Origin of the sequence: Pseudomonas sp. PDM13 (assembly GCF_025685765.1) — a bacterium.
Taxonomy (GTDB): domain Bacteria; phylum Pseudomonadota; class Gammaproteobacteria; order Pseudomonadales; family Pseudomonadaceae; genus Metapseudomonas; species Metapseudomonas solani.
In genome coordinates, this window is the sequence record NZ_JAOTQU010000029.1 from 25,907 (window position 1) to 42,996 (window position 17,090).

12 protein-coding genes are annotated in these 17,090 nt (G+C 68.0%); 6 read left to right on the plus strand and 6 right to left on the minus strand.

All coding sequences use genetic code 11. The annotated features are described in order from the left end of the window. Positions 1 to 100: 100 nt before the first annotated feature. The 3 genes from OEJ36_RS25220 to uvrD form a co-directional block, all read right to left on the minus strand. A complete protein-coding gene (locus OEJ36_RS25220; RefSeq protein WP_263403858.1) occupies positions 101 to 949 on the minus strand; it encodes a Tim44 domain-containing protein in 849 nt (282 codons plus the stop codon). Positions 950 to 1,180: 231 nt separating this feature from the next. After that, complete coding sequence (locus OEJ36_RS25225) at positions 1,181 to 2,974, minus strand: hypothetical protein (protein WP_263403859.1); 1,794 nt, start codon at positions 2,972 to 2,974, stop codon at positions 1,181 to 1,183. 109 nt (positions 2,975 to 3,083) lie between these two features. After that, complete coding sequence (uvrD, locus tag OEJ36_RS25230) at positions 3,084 to 5,267, minus strand: DNA helicase II (protein ID WP_263403860.1); 2,184 nt, start codon at positions 5,265 to 5,267, stop codon at positions 3,084 to 3,086. Between the two features lie 199 nt (positions 5,268 to 5,466). Here uvrD and OEJ36_RS25235 point away from each other — a divergent pair, with 199 nt between their 5' ends. Further along, the gene (locus tag OEJ36_RS25235; protein WP_263403861.1) at positions 5,467 to 8,352 is read left to right on the plus strand and encodes a putative bifunctional diguanylate cyclase/phosphodiesterase; all 2,886 of its coding nucleotides are present in this window, start codon (positions 5,467 to 5,469) and stop codon (positions 8,350 to 8,352) included. Here OEJ36_RS25235 and yegQ read toward each other — a convergent pair. Further along, a complete protein-coding gene (gene yegQ / locus OEJ36_RS25240; protein WP_263403862.1) occupies positions 8,321 to 9,679 on the minus strand; it encodes a tRNA 5-hydroxyuridine modification protein YegQ in 1,359 nt (452 codons plus the stop codon). The two genes, OEJ36_RS25235 and yegQ, sit on opposite strands and share 32 nt — an antisense overlap. A 399-nt stretch (positions 9,680 to 10,078) precedes the next feature. Next, on the minus strand, positions 10,079 to 11,500 hold the full coding sequence (zwf, locus tag OEJ36_RS25245) for a glucose-6-phosphate dehydrogenase (protein ID WP_263403901.1): 1,422 nt from the start codon (positions 11,498 to 11,500) through the stop codon (positions 10,079 to 10,081). Positions 11,501 to 11,673: 173 nt separating this feature from the next. Between zwf and hexR the strand changes: the two genes are divergently transcribed. Beyond that, on the plus strand, positions 11,674 to 12,540 hold the full coding sequence (hexR, locus tag OEJ36_RS25250; protein ID WP_021220975.1) for a transcriptional regulator HexR: 867 nt from the start codon (positions 11,674 to 11,676) through the stop codon (positions 12,538 to 12,540). 33 nt (positions 12,541 to 12,573) lie between these two features. On the opposite strand, the gene OEJ36_RS25255 is transcribed toward hexR, so the two are convergent. Next, positions 12,574 to 13,350 (minus strand): IclR family transcriptional regulator, encoded by a 777-nt coding sequence (locus tag OEJ36_RS25255; protein WP_263403863.1) that lies wholly within the window; start codon positions 13,348 to 13,350, stop codon positions 12,574 to 12,576. Positions 13,351 to 13,523: 173 nt separating this feature from the next. On the opposite strand from OEJ36_RS25255, the gene OEJ36_RS25260 reads away from it, so the two are divergent. From OEJ36_RS25260 to OEJ36_RS25275, 4 genes are all read left to right on the plus strand, one after another. Continuing rightward, the gene (locus tag OEJ36_RS25260; RefSeq protein WP_263403864.1) at positions 13,524 to 14,282 is read left to right on the plus strand and encodes an ABC transporter substrate-binding protein; all 759 of its coding nucleotides are present in this window, start codon (positions 13,524 to 13,526) and stop codon (positions 14,280 to 14,282) included. A gap of 61 nt (positions 14,283 to 14,343) precedes the next feature. After that, positions 14,344 to 15,000, plus strand: coding sequence for an amino acid ABC transporter permease (locus OEJ36_RS25265; protein WP_021220972.1), 657 nt, complete (start codon positions 14,344 to 14,346; stop codon positions 14,998 to 15,000). Further along, on the plus strand, positions 14,997 to 15,740 hold the full coding sequence (locus tag OEJ36_RS25270; protein WP_021220971.1) for an amino acid ABC transporter ATP-binding protein: 744 nt from the start codon (positions 14,997 to 14,999) through the stop codon (positions 15,738 to 15,740). The genes OEJ36_RS25265 and OEJ36_RS25270 overlap by 4 nt, the downstream gene beginning before the upstream one ends. Further along, complete coding sequence (locus OEJ36_RS25275) at positions 15,737 to 17,026, plus strand: NAD(P)/FAD-dependent oxidoreductase (RefSeq protein ID WP_263403865.1); 1,290 nt, start codon at positions 15,737 to 15,739, stop codon at positions 17,024 to 17,026. Before OEJ36_RS25270 ends, OEJ36_RS25275 begins: the two co-directional genes overlap by 4 nt. Positions 17,027 to 17,090 lie beyond the last annotated feature (64 nt).

A 17,090-nucleotide genomic window follows, 5' to 3' on the forward strand; every position in this document is an offset into this window, starting at 1 on the left:
AGCGCCATCCACCCTGCATCCCGATCAGCCCAGCGGCTGGTCGAACACACAAAAGAAAACCCCGGGCATGCCCGGGGTTTCTTCATTGCGCGAACGCTGATCAGTTCTGGCGGATGCCCGCCACCAGCCAGGGCTGGTCGTCGCCGTTGGCGCGTTCCATGCGCCAGCTTTCGCTGAACACTTCACCCTGGTCGAAGCGCGAGGTCTTCGACAGGCCGTTGAAGGTCAGGGTGGCGACGGTCTTGTCGGCCAGTTCGTCGATGCCGTCCAGCTGCACCTGCAGGTTGTCGATGTAGGTGGACTGGAAGCCGTCGCCCAGGCTGGCGCGCTCTTCCTTGAGGAAGCTGAGCATCTGCGGGGTGACGAACTCGGCGATCTTGTCCATCTCGGCCGCGTCCCAATGCTGTTGCAGGGACAGGAAGTGCTCACGGCCGGCTTCGATGAAGCGCTCTTCGTTGAACCAGCTCGGCGCGTTGAACGCACGCTGGGCCACCGCTGCCGGTGCGGCGCTGCCACCGAAGATCGGCGACGGCTGCTGTTGCGGCATCTCGCGCTGGAACGGGCCGCCGGCCATGGCGGGCTGATGGCCCTGCTGCTGGCGCTTGCGGGCGGCGATGAAGCGGAAGATGACGAAGGCGATCAGGGCGATGATCAGGAAGTCGAAGATCTGCATGCCCTGGAAGCCGTCACCCATGAACATGGAGGCGAGCAGGCCACCGGCGGCGAGGCCGGCCAGCGGGCCGAGCCAGCGCGAAGCACCGCTTGCGGCAGCGGGCTGACGGCCGGGGGCGGTCGGGGTGGCGGCAGGGGTGTTGGGCTGCGCCTGGCGGGTCTGGTGGGTCGGCGCGGAGCCGAAGGTCTTGCCGCCGCCCATTCGCTTGGCGTTGGCATCCAGGCTGAGCGTCAGGCCGACGCATAGGGCCAGGGCAATACTGAGAAATCGGCGCATCACAGGCATCTCTTGGTTAAGGGTCCACGCGCGCCATGCTGCACAGTCGCGTTCGTGATGGCTAGCGGCAGAATGTATCGGGATTTTTTACGGCTGCGCTGGAGGCGCAAGCTCCGCTACCTGTAGGAGCGAATTCATTCGCGATGGGGCTGCCGGCTACGCGGAACCGACAGCCAGGAGGCGGGCTTTTCGCGGCTGAAGCCGCTCCCACGGTGAACCCCGGCCAACAATCTAGCGCGCGGCACAGCCTGGGCGGGCGCGCAGTTGGTGGTCGGCGCGCAGACGGATGGCGCCCTTGGCGCCGGGCTGGTAGTCGAAGTTGCGGGCGAACCAGGCGGCGGATTGCTCCAGCGTGGCGTTGACCGGCGGCTGGGTGAACTCCCAATAAGGGTCGTCGTCCCGGCGGCATTTGGCGTTGAGCACCAGGCCCGGCAGCGATGGGCCGTCGCTGCGCTCGTCGCCGAAGGTGCGCTGGCCGAGGGTGAGGCGGTCGTCCTCGCTGTCGCCGTAGCTGAACAGTAGGGTGTCGCCGCGTATGTCCAGCAGGCCCTTGCTCACCTGTTCATAGGCGAAGGGGGCGAGGCGCACCAGCAGCCCCGGCTTGCGCAGGTAGACCCAGCCCGGGCGGCTGGCGTCGAAGGGGCTGGCGGGGTAGGGCAGGGTGTCCAGGTACTCCAGGCGCAGCTTGCCGCCGGCGTCGGTGGAGGCCCGCAGCAATTCATAGGCGCCGTCGCCACGGGTCTTCAGCAGGGCCTCGCCCTTGCCGGTGGGCAGTACTTCGCGGATCGCCAGGGCCTCGTCAAAGCCCCGGCTGCCGGCGATGTAGCGGTTCACCTTCGTGCCCTGGCGCAGTTGGTAGACCGTCTGCTCGATGGCCGCGCCCTTGCCGCCCGGGCGATAGCCGTAGCGCACTTCTTCCAGCGACCACTGCGTGTTGCCGGCCAGGGTGCGGGTGCGTGCCGGCAGCACGCAGCGTTGCTCGCGCAGGGTGGCGGGCACGCCCTTCAGTGGCTCGCCCAGGCACAGGTCATCGGCCGCCACGCTGGTGCTGGGGTAGGGCTCCTGGCCGGCGCGCAGCGGCGGGTTGGGGTTGCTGGCCTGGCATTGCTCGGGGACTAGGTCGAGGGTGTCGGCGAATTCTTCGATTTCCGGGCTGGAGGCGTCGCCCAGGGACTCCGGGGTACGCGGTTGCGGGCCGGCGTCCACCTCGCGCAGGGTCACGCCCCAGCGCACCGGATCGGGTTGCGGCAGTTGCTGGGTCGGGCGCAGGCGCAAGGCCGGCTTGGGAGTGGTGACCAGTTCCAGGGTGCGATCGAACCAGGCGGGGCCGTCCTGGAAGCGCAGGCGCTCGGGGGTGGAGGCACTCAGCTTGGAGTAGATGAGCGGGTGGCTGAATTCGAACTCCGGCAGCACGAAGCAGCCGGGGTCCAGCTCCAGGCGCGCGACCTCCTGGCCGCGCTTCAGGTCCAGCGCGCGGAAGGCCGGTGGGCGCTCGTTCCAGCCACGGTCGGCGAGCAGCGCCAGGTCGCCGCGTACATCCAGCAGTGCACCGGGGCCGGCGTCGACGATGCGCAGGGGCTGCAACTGGACGAGGTACAGCCGGCTCTCGCTGCCCACCCCCACCCAGCCTTCGCGGCGGGCATCGTTGAACCAGTTGTAGGGCAGGTCGCGCAGCAGCACCTCGGCCTGCAGCGGGCCGCCCTTGCGGTACAGCCGGGCCATTTCGAAATCCTGGCCGCTGCCGCGGTTGTAGAGGATCAGCGCCTGGTCGGGGCCGATGACGCGGGCATCCCAGAGGGTCGGGTAGATGCGCTCGCCGTCGGGCGCCAGCAGGCGGGCGAGGGCTTTCGTCGAGAGGGTGTCGCCGTCCAGGCGCAGGGAGGTTTCGGTGCGCTCGCGGCGCTGCCCGGTGTTCCAGTCGTGGTAGCTGTCGGTGTCGCGCTTCACCTCGAAGCCGGTGGCGGCATCGGCGGTGGGGGTGGCGCTGGCGACGATGATCAGGCTGAGCAGCAGGGCGATGCGCACGTCCGTGTTTCCGCAGGCAGGGTCGAAGCGGCCATCCTGCCGTGCCTGTGGATAACTGCCAAGGGGCGTTGCGCCGGGCCCCGCCATGACGACGGGGCCCGGGAAGGCATCAGAGGGGTTCGAGCTTGGCGTAGGCGAGCATCAGCCATTTGCTGCCTTCGTTCTCGAACGCCACCTGGACCCGGGCCTGGGCGCCGGAGCCTTCGAAGTTGAGGATGGTGCCCTCGCCGAACAGCGAGTGCTGCACGCGCTGGCCGAGGTTAAAGCCGGTCTGCGGCACTTCCGCGCCAGCGAACATCGAGCCGCTGCTGCGGTTGCTGCCCGCCACCGGGCGGCTGACGCTGTTGCTCAGGCGCACTTCGCGGATCAGCTGCGGGGGGATTTCGCGGACGAAGCGAGAGACCTTGTTGTAGGTCTCGCTGCCGTACAGGCGGCGGGTTTCCGCGTAGGTCAGCACCAGGCGCTGCATGGCGCGGGTGACGCCGACATAGGCCAGGCGGCGCTCCTCCTCCAGGCGGCCGGATTCCTCCAGGCTCATCTTGTGGGGGAACAGGCCTTCTTCCATGCCCACCAGGAACACCAGGGGGAATTCCAGGCCCTTGGCGCTGTGCAGGGTCATCAGTTGCACGCTGTCTTCGAAGGCGTCGGCCTGGGTATCACCGGCCTCCAGCGAGGCGTGGCTGAGGAAGGCCTGCAGCGGGGTGAGCTCTTCGTCGTCTTCGTTGTTCTCGAAGGCGCGGGCGGCGCTGACCAGTTCCTCCAGGTTTTCCACCCGGGCCTGGCCTTTCTCGCCTTTTTCTTCCTTGTGGTAGGTGATCAGCCCGGTCTGCTCGATGACGGTCTGGGTCATCAGGTGCAGGGGCATCTCCAGGACCTTGGCGGAGAGGTTCTCGATCAGCTCGATGAACACCGCCAGGGCACCGGATGCGCGGCCCGGCAGGCCCTTGTTGGCCACCAGCAGGCGGATCGCCTCCCACATGGAGACGTCCTGGGCGCGGGCGAATTCGCGGATGCTTTCCACGGTCTTCTCGCCGATGCCGCGGGCGGGGACGTTGATCACCCGCTCCAAGGCGGCGTCGTTGCCACGGCCGTCGAGCAGGCGCAGGTAGGCCATGGCGTTCTTGATCTCGGCGCGCTCGAAGAAGCGCTGGCCGCCGTAGATGCGGTAGGGGATCTTCTCCCGCAGCAGGGCCTCTTCCAGCACCCGCGACTGGGCGTTGGAGCGGTAGAGGATGGCGATCTCGCTGCGCGCCATGCCGTCCTTCAGCGCGCTTTCGATGCTTTCCACCACGTAGCGGGCTTCGTCGTGTTCGTTGAAGGCGGCGTACAGGCCCAGGGGCTCGCCGTCCTCGCCGTCGGTCCACAGCTCCTTGCCCAGGCGCCCCTGGTTGTTGGCGATCAGGGCGTTGGCGGCCTTGAGGATGCCGGCGGTGGAGCGGTAGTTCTGCTCCAGGCGGATGGTCTCGGCGTCGGCGAAGTCGCTGGAGAATTGCTGGATGTTCTCGATGCGGGCGCCGCGCCAGCCGTAGATGGACTGGTCGTCGTCGCCCACCACCATGAGGCTGTCACCGCCCTGGGCGAGCAGGCGCAGCCAGGCGTACTGCACGGCGTTGGTGTCCTGGAACTCGTCCACCAGGATGTGGCGGAAGCGGCGCTGGTAGTGGGCCAGCAGGCCCGGCTTGTCGCGCCACAGGTCCAGGGCGCGCAGCAGCAGCTCGGAGAAGTCGATGACCCCAGCGCGGGCGCAGGCGGCCTCGTAGGCTTCGTAGATCTTCAGCATGGTGCCGAGGAACAGGTCGCCGCCGGCCTGGATGTGCTGCGGGCGCAGGCCCTCGTCCTTCTGCCCGTTGATGAACCATTGCGCCTGGCGTGCCGGCCAGCGCTGCTCGTCCAGGCCCAGCTCGCGGATCACCCGCTTGACCAGGCGCTGCTGGTCATCGCTGTCGAGGATCTGGAAGTTCTCGGCCAGGCCGGCCTCCTGCCAGTGGGCGCGCAGCAGGCGATGGGCCAGGCCGTGGAAGGTGCCGACCCACATGCCCGCCGGGTTGATGCCCAGCAGTTGCTCGATGCGGTGGCGCATCTCGGCGGCGGCCTTGTTGGTGAAGGTCACCGAGAGGATCGAATGGGGCGAGGCGTGCTCCACCTGGATCAACCAGGCGATGCGGTGCACGAGCACGCGGGTCTTGCCCGAGCCGGCGCCGGCGAGGACCAATTGACGCCCCAGCGAGGCCGCTACGGCCTGGCGTTGAGCGTCGTTCAGGGAGTTCAGGAGGAGAGAGAGATCGTCATGCATCGCGGCATTCTATTGACCGGCCCAGGCAAGGGCAAACCGATGACCGGATGGTCAGCCAGACGGTGCGGGCGCTGCATCCCGAAGGCCCGCCGAAAGTTAGGCGGCGCGCTGTCAAAACCGGGCACATAAAGCTTTGGCAGCTCGTTCTGCTCGGGTAAGCTCCGCCGACGCCTAGGCAACCATTACAAGAAAATCGCCTATGACCGCGACACCCAACGAAGCCCCAATCGACCTGCACGGCGACGACAGCCGCGCCATCAGCCAGCATTTCGCGACGGATCTGGCCGTGGAGCGCACGCGCCTGCTCTATCAGGGCTCGCAAACCCCGACGCTGTTCATGCTGCTCAACGGCCTGGTCTGCGCCTACCTGCTGTGGGAGCCCGCCAACGGCTTGCTGCTGGGTGGCTGGCTGGTCTGGCTGGTGCTGCTGGCGGTGCTGCGCCTGACCCAGGTGGCGGCCTTCAAGGCTGCGCTGCCCTCGCGCCAGGCCCAGCCCCAGTGGCGCCGCACCTTCCTCCTCGGCGCCGCCGCCTCCGGCCTGACCCTGGCCCTGCCGGTGATCTTCCTGGTGCCGGGCGACGCCTTTCTGCAGCAGGCGCTGGTCTATGGCCTGATCGCCGCTGCGATCCTTTCCGCCAGCGTCGCCTATGCCGTCAGCCTGCAGGCCTTCCTCACCTTCGCCCTGCCGTGCCTGGTGCCCACCGTGTCCTGGCTGCTGGCCAGCGGCGAGCCGCTGCAACGGGGCTGGGGGCTGCTCAGCCTGATCCTCCTGGCGGCGCTGATGGTGGTGGCCTGGCAGGTCAACCGCCTGGTGCAGCGCAGCCTGCTGCAGCGCTTCCACAACCAGGCGCTGATCGACAACCTGGAGCACGCCAAGGTCCGCGCCGAAGGGCTCAACAGCGAGCTGGCGCGGGAAGTGGAGCAGCGTCGCCGCGCCGAGCGCGAGCTGCGCGCGGCCCATAACGACCTGGAAATCCGCGTCGCCCAACGCACCCTGGAGCTGGCCGACGCCAGCCACGCCCTGGTCAAGAGCGAGGCGCGCCTGGCCATGGCCCTGGAGGCCAGCGAGCTGGGGATGTGGGACTGGAACCTGGAGACAGACGAAGTCCATCACTCGCACCTGAAGGAAATCTTCGGCATCGAGATGGACGACGTCACCCGCGTGCTCAGCGACCTCAAGCCGCGCCTGCACCCCGACGACCTGCCGCTGCTGCGCCGTGCCCTGGTGGACCACTTAAAGGGCCGCAGCGATGGCTACGCCATCGACTACCGGGTGCGCCACAGCGATGGCCGCTGGCTCTGGGTCGAGGACCGTGGCCGGGTGGTGGAGCGCGACGAACGCGGCAAGGTGCTGCGCATGCTCGGCACCCGGCGCGATGTCACCGAGCGCAAGCAGGCCGAGGAGCAGCAGCGCCTGTCGGCGATGGTGTTCGAGGCGGCCAGCGAGGGCATCGTGGTGCTCGACCCGGAATACCGCCTGCTGGCGGTCAACCAGGCCTTCAGCGAGGTCACCGGCTACCGCCGCGACGAGGTGCTCGGCCACACGGTGGTGGAGATCAACAGCACCCGCGAGAGCCGCCGCCAGTACCACCTGATCCGCGAGGAGCTGGAGCAGAGCGGCAGCTGGCAGGGCGAACTGGTGGACACCCGCAAGAACGGCGAGCTCTACCCGCAGTGGCTGCAGCTCAACCTGGTGCGCGACGCCCGGGGCAACGCCAGCCATATCGTCGGCTTCTTCGCCGACCTGTCCGCGCGCCGCGAGGCCGAGGAGCGCCTGCGCTACCTCTCGCACTACGATGAACTCACCGGCCTGGCCAACCGCACCCTGTTCAAGGACCGCCTGCACGAGGCCAGCCAGCGCGCGCGCCAGAGCGGCCGCAGCCTGGCCCTGCTGCACATCGACCTGGACCGCTTCAAGGTGCTCAACGACAGCCTCGGCCATGAAGTGGCCGACCAGCTGCTGCGGCAGATGAGCCGGCGCCTGGCCCAGGCGGCCCCCGAGGCGGACACCATCGCCCGCCTTTCGGGCGACGAATTCGCGGTGATCCTCGACTCCTACGGCAGCCTCTCCAGCCTGGCGCGCACCGCCAGCCGCCTGCTGGCCAAGCTGCGCACGCCGATGACCGTGGGCGGCGAGGAGCTGGTGGTCAGCGCCTCCCTGGGCATCAGCCTGCTGCCGGACAACGCCCGGGAAATCTCCGCGCTGATCACCCAGGCCAACATGGCCATGCAGCATGCCAAGCACCTGGGCGGCAACACCTTCCAGTTCTTCACCGACAACCTCCAGGCCTGCACCCTGGAGCGCCTGCAGATGGAAACCCAGCTGCGCAAGGCCATCGAGGAAGGCCAGCTGGAGGTCTTCTACCAGCCCAAGCTGTGCCTGGCCGACGACAGCCTCAACGCCGCCGAGGCGCTGGTGCGCTGGCGCCACCCGCAGCTGGGGCTGGTGCCGCCGGGGGACTTCATCGGCCTGGCCGAAGAGACCGGGCTCATCGCCCCCCTGGGCGAGTTCGTGCTGCGCCAGGCCTGCCTGCAGGCCCGCGAGTGGCAGCGCCAGGGGCTGGCGGACATCCGCGTCTCGGTGAACCTCTCCGGCCACCAGCTGCGCCAGGGCAACCTCACCAGCCTGGTGCGCCAGGTGCTGGACGAGACCGGCCTGTCACCGCGCCTGCTGGAGCTGGAACTGACCGAGAGCCACCTGCTGGAGAACGTCGAGCACGTCATCGCCACCTTCCGCCAGCTGCGCGACCTGGGGGTGAAGCTGGCCATCGACGATTTCGGCACCGGCTACTCGTCCCTGAGCTACCTCAAGCGCTTCCCGGTGGACTACGTGAAGATCGACCAGACCTTCATCCGCGACCTCTCCTCCGGGGGCGAGGACGCCGCCATCACCCGCGCGATCATCGCCATGGCCCACGGCCTGGAGCTCAAGGTGGTGGCCGAGGGCGTGGAAACCCAGGGGCAGATGGACTTCCTCAAGAGCCAGGGCTGCGACGAGATCCAGGGCTACCTGATCAGCCCGCCGGTGGAGGCGCCGGTGTTCGCCGCGCTGCTCAAGGAGCAGGCGACGGCGCTGTGGCGCTGACCGCCTCGGGCAGGTCGCGCAGCAGCAGGGCGTATTCCAGGTCGAGGTCCGCCGGCAGCGGGATGTAGAGCAAGTGGCCGTCGCCGGGCGCCACCTGGCGGCTCTCGCCGTTGGCGCCTTCCAGGCCGTGGAGGATGAAGCCCAGGTTGCCCGTCGGGGTCATCAGCTCCAGGCGGTCACCCACCTCGAAGCGGTTCTTCACCCGTACTTCCGCCATCTCGCCCCGACGCACGCCGGTCAGCTCGCCGACGAACTGCTGGCGCGAGTGCCGCGAGCTGCCGTGCTCGTAGTTCTGGTACTGGTCATGGGTGTGGCGGCGCAGGAAGCCTTCGGTGTAACCGCGGTTGGCCAGGGAATCCAGGCGCTCCAGCAGGCGCGGCTCGAAGGGGCGGCCGGCGAGGGCGTCGTCGATGGCCTGGCGGTAGGCCTGGGTGGTGCGTGCGACGTAGAAGTGCGACTTGGTGCGGCCTTCGATCTTCAGCGAATGCACGCCCATCTCCAGCAGGCGCTCCACGTGCTGCACGGCGCGCAGGTCCTTGGAATTCATGATGTAGGTGCCGTGTTCGTCCTCGAAGGCGGGCATGTACTCGCCCGGGCGGCTGCCGTCCTCCAGCAGGAACAGGCGCTCGCTGGGCGCGCCTTCGCCCAGGGTCGGCTGCGGCGTGCAGCGGTGCACCAGGTCGCCGAGCGGGTCCTCCTGGGCTTCACCGGCCTTGTACTGCCAGCGGCAGGCGTTGGTGCAGGTGCCCTGGTTGGGGTCGCGGTGGTTGATGTAGCCGGACAGCAGGCAACGGCCGGAGTAGGCCATGCACAGGGCGCCGTGGACGAACACCTCCAGCTCCATATCGGGCACCTCGCGGCGGATCTCGCCGATCTCCTCCAGCGACAGCTCGCGGGAGAGGATCACCCGGGTCAGCCCCTGGGCCTGCCAGAACTTCACGCTGGCCCAGTTCACCGCGTTGGCCTGCACCGAGAGGTGCACCGGCATCTGCGGGAAGTGCTCGCGCACCAGCATGATCAGCCCCGGGTCGGACATGATCAGCGCATCTGGCGCCATCGCCACCACGGGCGCCAGGTCCTTGAGGAAGGTCTTCAGCTTGGCGTTGTGCGGGGCGATGTTGACCACCACGTAGAAGCGCTTGCCCTGGGCATGGGCCTCGGCGATGCCTTCGGCCAGGGTGGCGTGGTCGAACTCGTTGTTGCGCACCCGCAGGCTGTAGCGCGGCTGGCCGGCGTACACCGCATCGGCACCGTAGGCGAAGGCGTGGCGCATGGCCTTGAGGGTGCCGGCGGGGCAGAGCAGTTCGGGGGCTTGGCGGCTGGACATGGGCGGGGCTCGTTGCGCGAAAAGCCGCGGATTCTAGGCAAGCCGCGGGGAACGGGTATTGCGCTGGAGCAATGAGGCGCGGGGTGAATTCATTCGCCAAGGGGCGAGCGTCGTTGTGTTGGGCCTCGCTGCGCTCGGCGCCAACCTACGGGGCTTCGGTGCCGTGGGGGTGGACCCCGCTTCACCGGTCCACCAGCGGCGTCAGGCCGGGCTCAGCCGGTGGACGTAAAGAGCGACGTCCACCGCAGCGGTCCGGCTTTTTTGTGGGGGTGAATTCATTCGCGAAGGGGCGGGCGTCGTTGTGTTGCCGTGGGTGGGGCGGCCTCGCTTTTTGTAGGGGCGAATTCATTCGCCCGCTCTTCCTCGCGCAGCCACCCTCTTGGAGGCGGCTCATTCGCCTCAGTCGTTCCACTCCCGCCCCTGCAGCTCCAGCAGGCTGTGGGCCTGCTCGGGGCCGGTGGAGCCGGCGGGGTAGTTGCGCGGGCTCTGGTAGTACTCGTGCCAGCCTTCGAGGATGGGGTCGACCCAGCGCCAGGCGGCTTCCACTTCGTCACGGCGCATGAACAGGGTCGAGTCGCCTTCGATCACGTCCAGCAGCAGGCGCTCGTAGGCATCCCAGCGGCGCTGGGTGAAGGCCTGGGCGAGGTTGAGGTCCAGCTCCACTGGTTCCAGGCGCATACCCTTGCCGGGGTTCTTGGCCATCAGTTGCAGGCTGATGCGCTCTTCCGGCTGCAGGCGGATCAGCAGGCGGTTGGCTTCGCCACCGTTGAACAGGCGGTGCGGCACCGGCTTGAACTGGATGACGATCTCCGAGTACTTGCGCGCCAGGCGCTTGCCGGTACGCAGGTAGAAGGGCACGCCGGCCCAGCGCCAGTTGTCGATCTCGGCCTGCACGGCGACGAAGGTCTCGGTGTCGCTGTCGTTGTCGACGTTCTTCTCGAAGTAGTAGGCGGGCACTTCCTGGCCGCCGATCTTGCCGGCGCCGTATTGGCCGCGCACGGTCTTGTCCTGCACGTCGAGCCCGGAGATGGGCTTGAGGGCTTCGAGGATCTTCACCTTCTCGTTGCGCACGGCGTCGGCGTCGAAGCGCACCGGCGCTTCCATGGCCACCAGGCAGAGCAGCTGCAGCAGGTGGTTCTGCACCATGTCGCGCATGGCCCCGGCGTGGTCGTAGTAGCTGCCGCGGTTCTCCACGCCCAGGGTCTCGCAGACGCTGATCTGCACGTGGTCGATGTGCCCGGCGCGCCACACCGGTTCGAACAGGGCGTTGGCAAAGCGCAGGGCCATGAGGTTCTGCACCGTCTCCTTGCCCAGGTAGTGGTCGATGCGGAACACCTGGCGCTCGTCGAACACCGCGCCGATGGCGGCGTTGATCGCCAGGGCCGATTCCAGCGAGTGGCCGATGGGCTTCTCCAGCACGATGCGCGCCTGGGGCCCGGCGAGGCCGGCGATCTGCAGGTGGCGGGCGATGTCCTCGAACAGGCGCGGGGCGATGGCCAGGTAGTAGACCCGACCACGGTCATCGGCCGGGCCCAGGTGGCGGGCCAGGCGGCCGAAGTCGGCGCTCTGGGAAACGTCCATGACGAAGTAGTCGAGGCGCGCGGCGAACCCCGCCCAGGCCTCGTTGGTGAAATCGGCGCGGGCCACCTGGGCGCGGCAATGGCGTTCGGCGAGGGCGCGGTACTGCTGTGCGTCCAGCGGATTACGGGCGATGGCGAGGATGCGCAACTGCGGATGCAGGCGCCCGTCGCGATGCAGGTGGTAGAGCGCCGGAAGCAATTTGTGCAGGGCGAGGTCGCCGGTGCCGCCGAAGACCAACATGTCACAAGGCTGGGTCAAGGGTGCACTCCTGCGTGGTTTAGCTGAGCGGAAAAGCGGGTCATGTAGTATAACTACAAGGTCACTACAGCCCGACGGCCGTCGATCATAACCGAGTTGCCACCCCGAGTTGATCGAGCCTTTGGGCGTATCCCCCACTTCGAAGAGCCTGCCCAGTGAATCTGCTGCAACACATCGCCCAGTCGCGCCACCTGCTGCGCAAGTCGGAACTGAAAGTCGCCGACCACGTCCTGCTCGATCCCGCCGCAGTCATGCACAGCTCCATGGCCGACCTGGCGCAGAGCGTCGGGGTCAGCGAGCCCACCATCGTGCGGTTCTGTCGCGCCATCGGTTGCGGCGGCTTCCAGGATCTCAAGCTGAAGCTGGCGCAGAGCCTGGCCGCCGGTGCCAGCTTCGGCCAGTTCGCGATCCACGAGGATGACTCGGTCGCCGACTTCAGCCTGAAGATCTTCGACACCACGCTGCACACCCTGATGGACGTGCGCGAGAAGCTCGACCCCCAGGCCCTGCAGCGCGCCATCGCCGCCTGCGCCCAGGCCCAGCGCGTGGAGTTCTACGGCTTCGGCGCTTCCGGCGCGGTGGCCGCCGATGCCCAGCACAAGTTCTTCCGTCTGCTACTCACCGCCGCCGCCTATTCCGACCCGCACATGCAGGCGATGTCGGCGGTCACGCTGAAGCCGTCGGACGTGGCCATCTGCATTTCCCAGTCCGGCCGCTCCAAGGACCTGCTGATCACCGCCAACCTGGTGCGCGAGGCCGGCGCCACGCTGATCACCCTGTGCCCGAGCCAGACGCCGCTGGCGGACCTGGCCACGGTGAACCTGGCCATCGACGTGCAGGAAGACACCGAGATCTACACCCCGCTGACCTCGCGCATCGCCCACCTGGTGGTGATCGACGTGCTGGCGATGGGCGTGGCCATGGCCCGTGGCCCGACCCTGGTCAACCACCTCAAGAGCGTGAAGCGCAGCTTGCGCAGCCTGCGTCTGTCGCCCAAGTCGATCAAGGTGATGGAAGACTGATCGACGTCCCCCGCCCCGGGCGCCAGGCGGCGCTCAGAGGGTCCTGATCGAGGTGCGGATCGCCCGCGCGCACTCGATCACCGCAGGCGCCAGCTTGCGTTCCGCTTCCTCCAGGCTCCAGCGGCTGGTCGGTGCCACCACGTGCACGGCGGCCACCGGCTGCCCCTGGCTGCCGACGATGGGCGCGGCGATGGTCATGTCGCCGAGGAACAGCTCCTCGTTGTTGATCGCATAACCCTTGCGCCGGGTCGCCTCGATCTGCGCGAAGATTTCCTCCGGGCCGGTCAGGGTTTGCTGGGTGTGGCGCTTCAGTTCGCTCGCCGCCAGCGCTGCGTGCACCTCGTCGTCGCCCAGCGCGCTCAGGTAGGCGCGGCCGGAGCCGGTGCAGTACATGGGGATGCGGCTGCCGATGGGCATGTGGATGGGGATGAACTTGGGCGCCACGAAGCGCGCCACGTAGACCATCTCCAGGCCGTCGGGCTCGGTGAGGTTGGTGGTTTCCCCGGTGATCTGCGCCAGTTCGGCGAGGAAGGGGTTGGCCACGTCCACCAGGGTGTCGGCGGCCAGGTAGTTGTAGCCGATCTCCATCACCCGGGGCGTGAGCTGGAAGCGCTTGGTCTGCGGGTGCTTGCGCACGTAGCCCAGCTCTTCGAGGGTGTGGATCATGCGCTGCGCCGAGCTCTTGTTGATGCCCGCCGCCTCCGCCACTTCGGCCAGATTCATGGTGCGCTGCCGGGCGTTGAAGGCACGCAGCACGGCCAGGCCTTTCTCCAGCGACTGGTTGAACAGTGAATTGTTGTTATCGCTCATGTCGCGTCCTTTCAGCGGGTTTTCTGCTGCTTTGAATATCGATATTCGATATTTATAAATCTCTTTACGATTCTTGTAAATTGTTTATATTCGAGAAAACGCCCCCTGCCGATTCAGAAGGGGCTATCCATAGCGCACAACGACAATAAACAGCGTCCAATGGGAGACTTGCCATGCATCCTCGCCTTCGTGCCCTCACCTGTGCCTGCGCCCTCGTCGCCGGCCTTGCCACGTCCTTCGCCGCCAGCGCCGAGAGCTACCGGGTCGGCGCCACCGCCACCGGCGTGCCTTTCACCTTCCTCGACGTCAAGAGCCAGAGCATCCAGGGGATGATGGTCGATGCCGCCCAGGCGGTGGCCAAGGCCGGCGGCTTCGAGGTGGAGATCCAGCAGACCACCTTCGCCGCGCTGATCCCCTCGCTGACCGCGAACAAGATCGACGTCATCTCCGCCGCCATGCTGCGCACCCCCGCGCGGGAGAAGGTGGTGCAGTACTCCGACCCGGTGTTCAGCTACGGCGAGGGGCTGATCGTCCGCGCCGACGACGCCACCGCCTATACCCGCATGGAAGACCTCGAGGGCGAGGTGGTCGGTGCCCAGGTCGGCACCGTGTTCATCGACGAGCTGAACAAGCGCGGCATCTTCAAGGAGGTGCGGGGCTACGACTCCATCGCCGACCTGATGCGCGACCTGGCCCTGGGGCGGATCAAGGCCGGCTTTGCCGACCACCCGATCCTCGCCTACCAGCTGGCCCAGGGCACCCAGGACAAGGTGCGCCTGGTGCAGGGCTACCAGCCGGTGATCATGGGCGATGTCTGCCTGATCGTGCGCAAGGGCGATGCTGCGACCCTGGAGCGGGTCAACACCGGCATCGCCGCCATCAAGGCCGATGGCTCCCTGGAACGCATCGTCGAGAAGTGGAAGCTCAACTGATCCCGCTCGCGGCCCGCCGGCGCGGCGGGCCTTTCCCTGAACCCATCCTCGGGTAGCCTCCATGTTTCTCCAGAACGCTCTGGACTTCCTCCCCATTCTGCTGAAAGGGGCGGTGGTCACCGTGCAGGTCACTGCCGGGTCCTTCCTGCTCAGTTCCGTGATCGGCCTGGTCTTCGCCCTGATGATGGTGTCGAAGGTCCGCGCCATCTCGCTGTTCGCCATCGGCGTGGTCAACGTCATCCGCGGCCTGCCGATCATCGTGCAGCTCTTCTACATCTACTTCGTGCTGCCGGACTTCGGCATCCAGCTCACTGCCTTCCAGGCCGGCGTCATCGGCCTAGGCATCGCCTACTCGGCCTACCAGGCGGAGAACTTCCGTGCCGGCATCCAGGCCATCCACCAGGGGCAGATCGAGGCGGCCGAATCCCTCGGCATGCGCGGCGCCATGGTGATGCGCCGGGTGGTGCTGCCCCAGGCCTTCCGCATCGCCCTGCCGCCCTACGGCAACACCCTGGTGATGATGCTCAAGGACTCCTCGCTGGTTTCCACCATCACCGTGGCCGAGATGACCCGCGCCGGCCAGCTGATCGCCTCCTCGACCTTCGAGAACATGACCGTCTACACCCTGGTGGCGCTGCTCTACCTGGCGCTGAGCCTGCCGCTGTCCTACGGCCTGCGCCGGCTGGAAGCGCGAATCGGCAAGAGGAGCAAGCCATGATCGAGATCAAGCAGCTGCACAAGAGCTTCGGCAGCCTGGCGGTGCTCGAAGGCATCGACCTGAACATCGAGAGCGGCGAGGTGGTCTGCCTGATCGGCCCCTCGGGCTCGGGCAAATCCACCCTGCTGCGTTGCATCAACGGCCTGGAGACCCACGACCGTGGCGAAATCCTGGTCAGTGGCCAGGCGGTGGACCGCCACCACGACAGCATCCATGAGATCCGCACCCAGGTGGCCATGGTGTTCCAGCGCTTCAACCTGTTCCCCCATCGCACCGCTGTGGAAAACGTGATGGAAGGGCCGATCTACGTGAAGAAGGAAGACCCCCGCGAAGCCCGGCGCCAGGCCGAGGCGCTGCTGGAGAAGGTCGGCCTCTCCCACCGCATGAACGCCTACCCGGACGAACTCTCCGGCGGCCAGCAGCAGCGCGTGGCCATCGCCCGTGCCCTGGCGATGAAGCCCCGGGCGATCCTCTTCGACGAGCCCACCTCCGCCCTCGACCCCGAGCTGGTGGGCGAGGTGCTGGCGGTGATGCGCCGCCTGGCCGATGAAGGCATGACCATGATCGTAGTCACCCACGAGATGGGCTTCGCCCGTGACGTGGCCGACAAGGTCTGCTTCCTCCACAGCGGCCGCATCGTCGAACAGGGCCCGGCCCGCGAGGTGCTGAGCGCACCGAGCCACCCGCGTACCCAGGACTTCCTCAAGCGCCTGCTGAACAGCGGCGAGGTGCCGGCATGAATGCGCCCCTGGTGCCCACCCTGCCGTCCTCGCTCTGGGCGGCCACCGCCAAACCCGCTGTCGCCACCCCGCCCTTGAGCGAGAGCACCCAGGCCGATGTCGCCATCGTCGGTGCCGGCTACACCGGGCTGGTCACCGCCCTGCACCTGGCCGAAGCGGGCGTGCGCGTCTGCGTGCTGGATGCCGGCGAGCCGGGCTGGGGCGCTTCCGGGCGCAACGGCGGGCAGGTGATCCCCGGGCTCAAGTTCGACCCCGAGCAACTGATCGCCAAGTTCGGCGCGGCCCGTGGCGAGGCGATGATCGCCGCCGCCGGTGGCGCCGCCGACGAGGTGTTCGCGCTGATCGAACGGCTCGGCATCGACTGCGACGCCACCCGCAAGGGCTGGATCCAGCCGGCCGCATCCCCCGTCGCCATGCGTGGCCTGGAGCAGCGCGCCGGGCAATGGCGTGCGCGCGGTGTGGAGGTGGAGCTGCTGGACAAACCGGCCGTGGCCCGGCGCATCGGCAGCGTCAATTACCTCGGCGGCTGGGTCGACCCGCGCGCCGGCAGCGTCCAGCCCCTGAGCTACGCCCGTGGGCTGGCGCGTGCGGCGGTGGAGCGGGGTGCGAAGGTCCATGGTCACAGTCGGGTCACCGGCCTGCGCCGCGAGGAGGGCGGCTGGATGTTATCCACAGCCGGCGGTGCCCAGGTGCGGGCCGAGCGCGTGCTGCTGGCTGGCAACGGCTACACCGATGATCTCTGGCCCGGCCTGCGACAGACGCTGATCGCCGCCAACAGCTTCATCGTCGCCACCCAGCCGCTGCCCGCGCACCTGCGCCACAGCGTGCTGCCGGGGGGCGAGGTCTGCTCGGATGCGCGGCGCCTTTTGCTGTACTTCAAGCAGGATGCCCAGGGCCGCCTGCTGCTGGGCGGCCGCGGGCCCTTCCCCGAGCCACGCCAGGCCAGCGACTGGGCGCACCTGGAGCGCTCGCTCACCGGGCTGTTCCCGCAGCTTGCCGGGGTGCCCATCGAATACCGCTGGAGCGGGCGCGTGGCGCTGACCCAGGACTTCCTGCCCCACGTCCATGAGCCGGCGCCGGGGCTGTCGATGCTGCTGGGCTACAACGGTCGCGGCATCGCCCTGGCCACCAGCCTGGGGCGGCACATGGCCGCGCGCCTGGCGGGGCAGGGCGGGGACTTCCCCTTCCCGATCACGCCGCTGCGGCGCATCCCGCTGCACGGCCTGCAACGCCTCTACCTGGGCGCGGGGATCGCCTGGTACCGCCTGCTCGACGCGTTGCTCTGAAGGTGCCGGTGGCTGTCGCAAGACGGTCACCGCAGCGTCACCCCCCTGCCGTCAAAGCGTCACG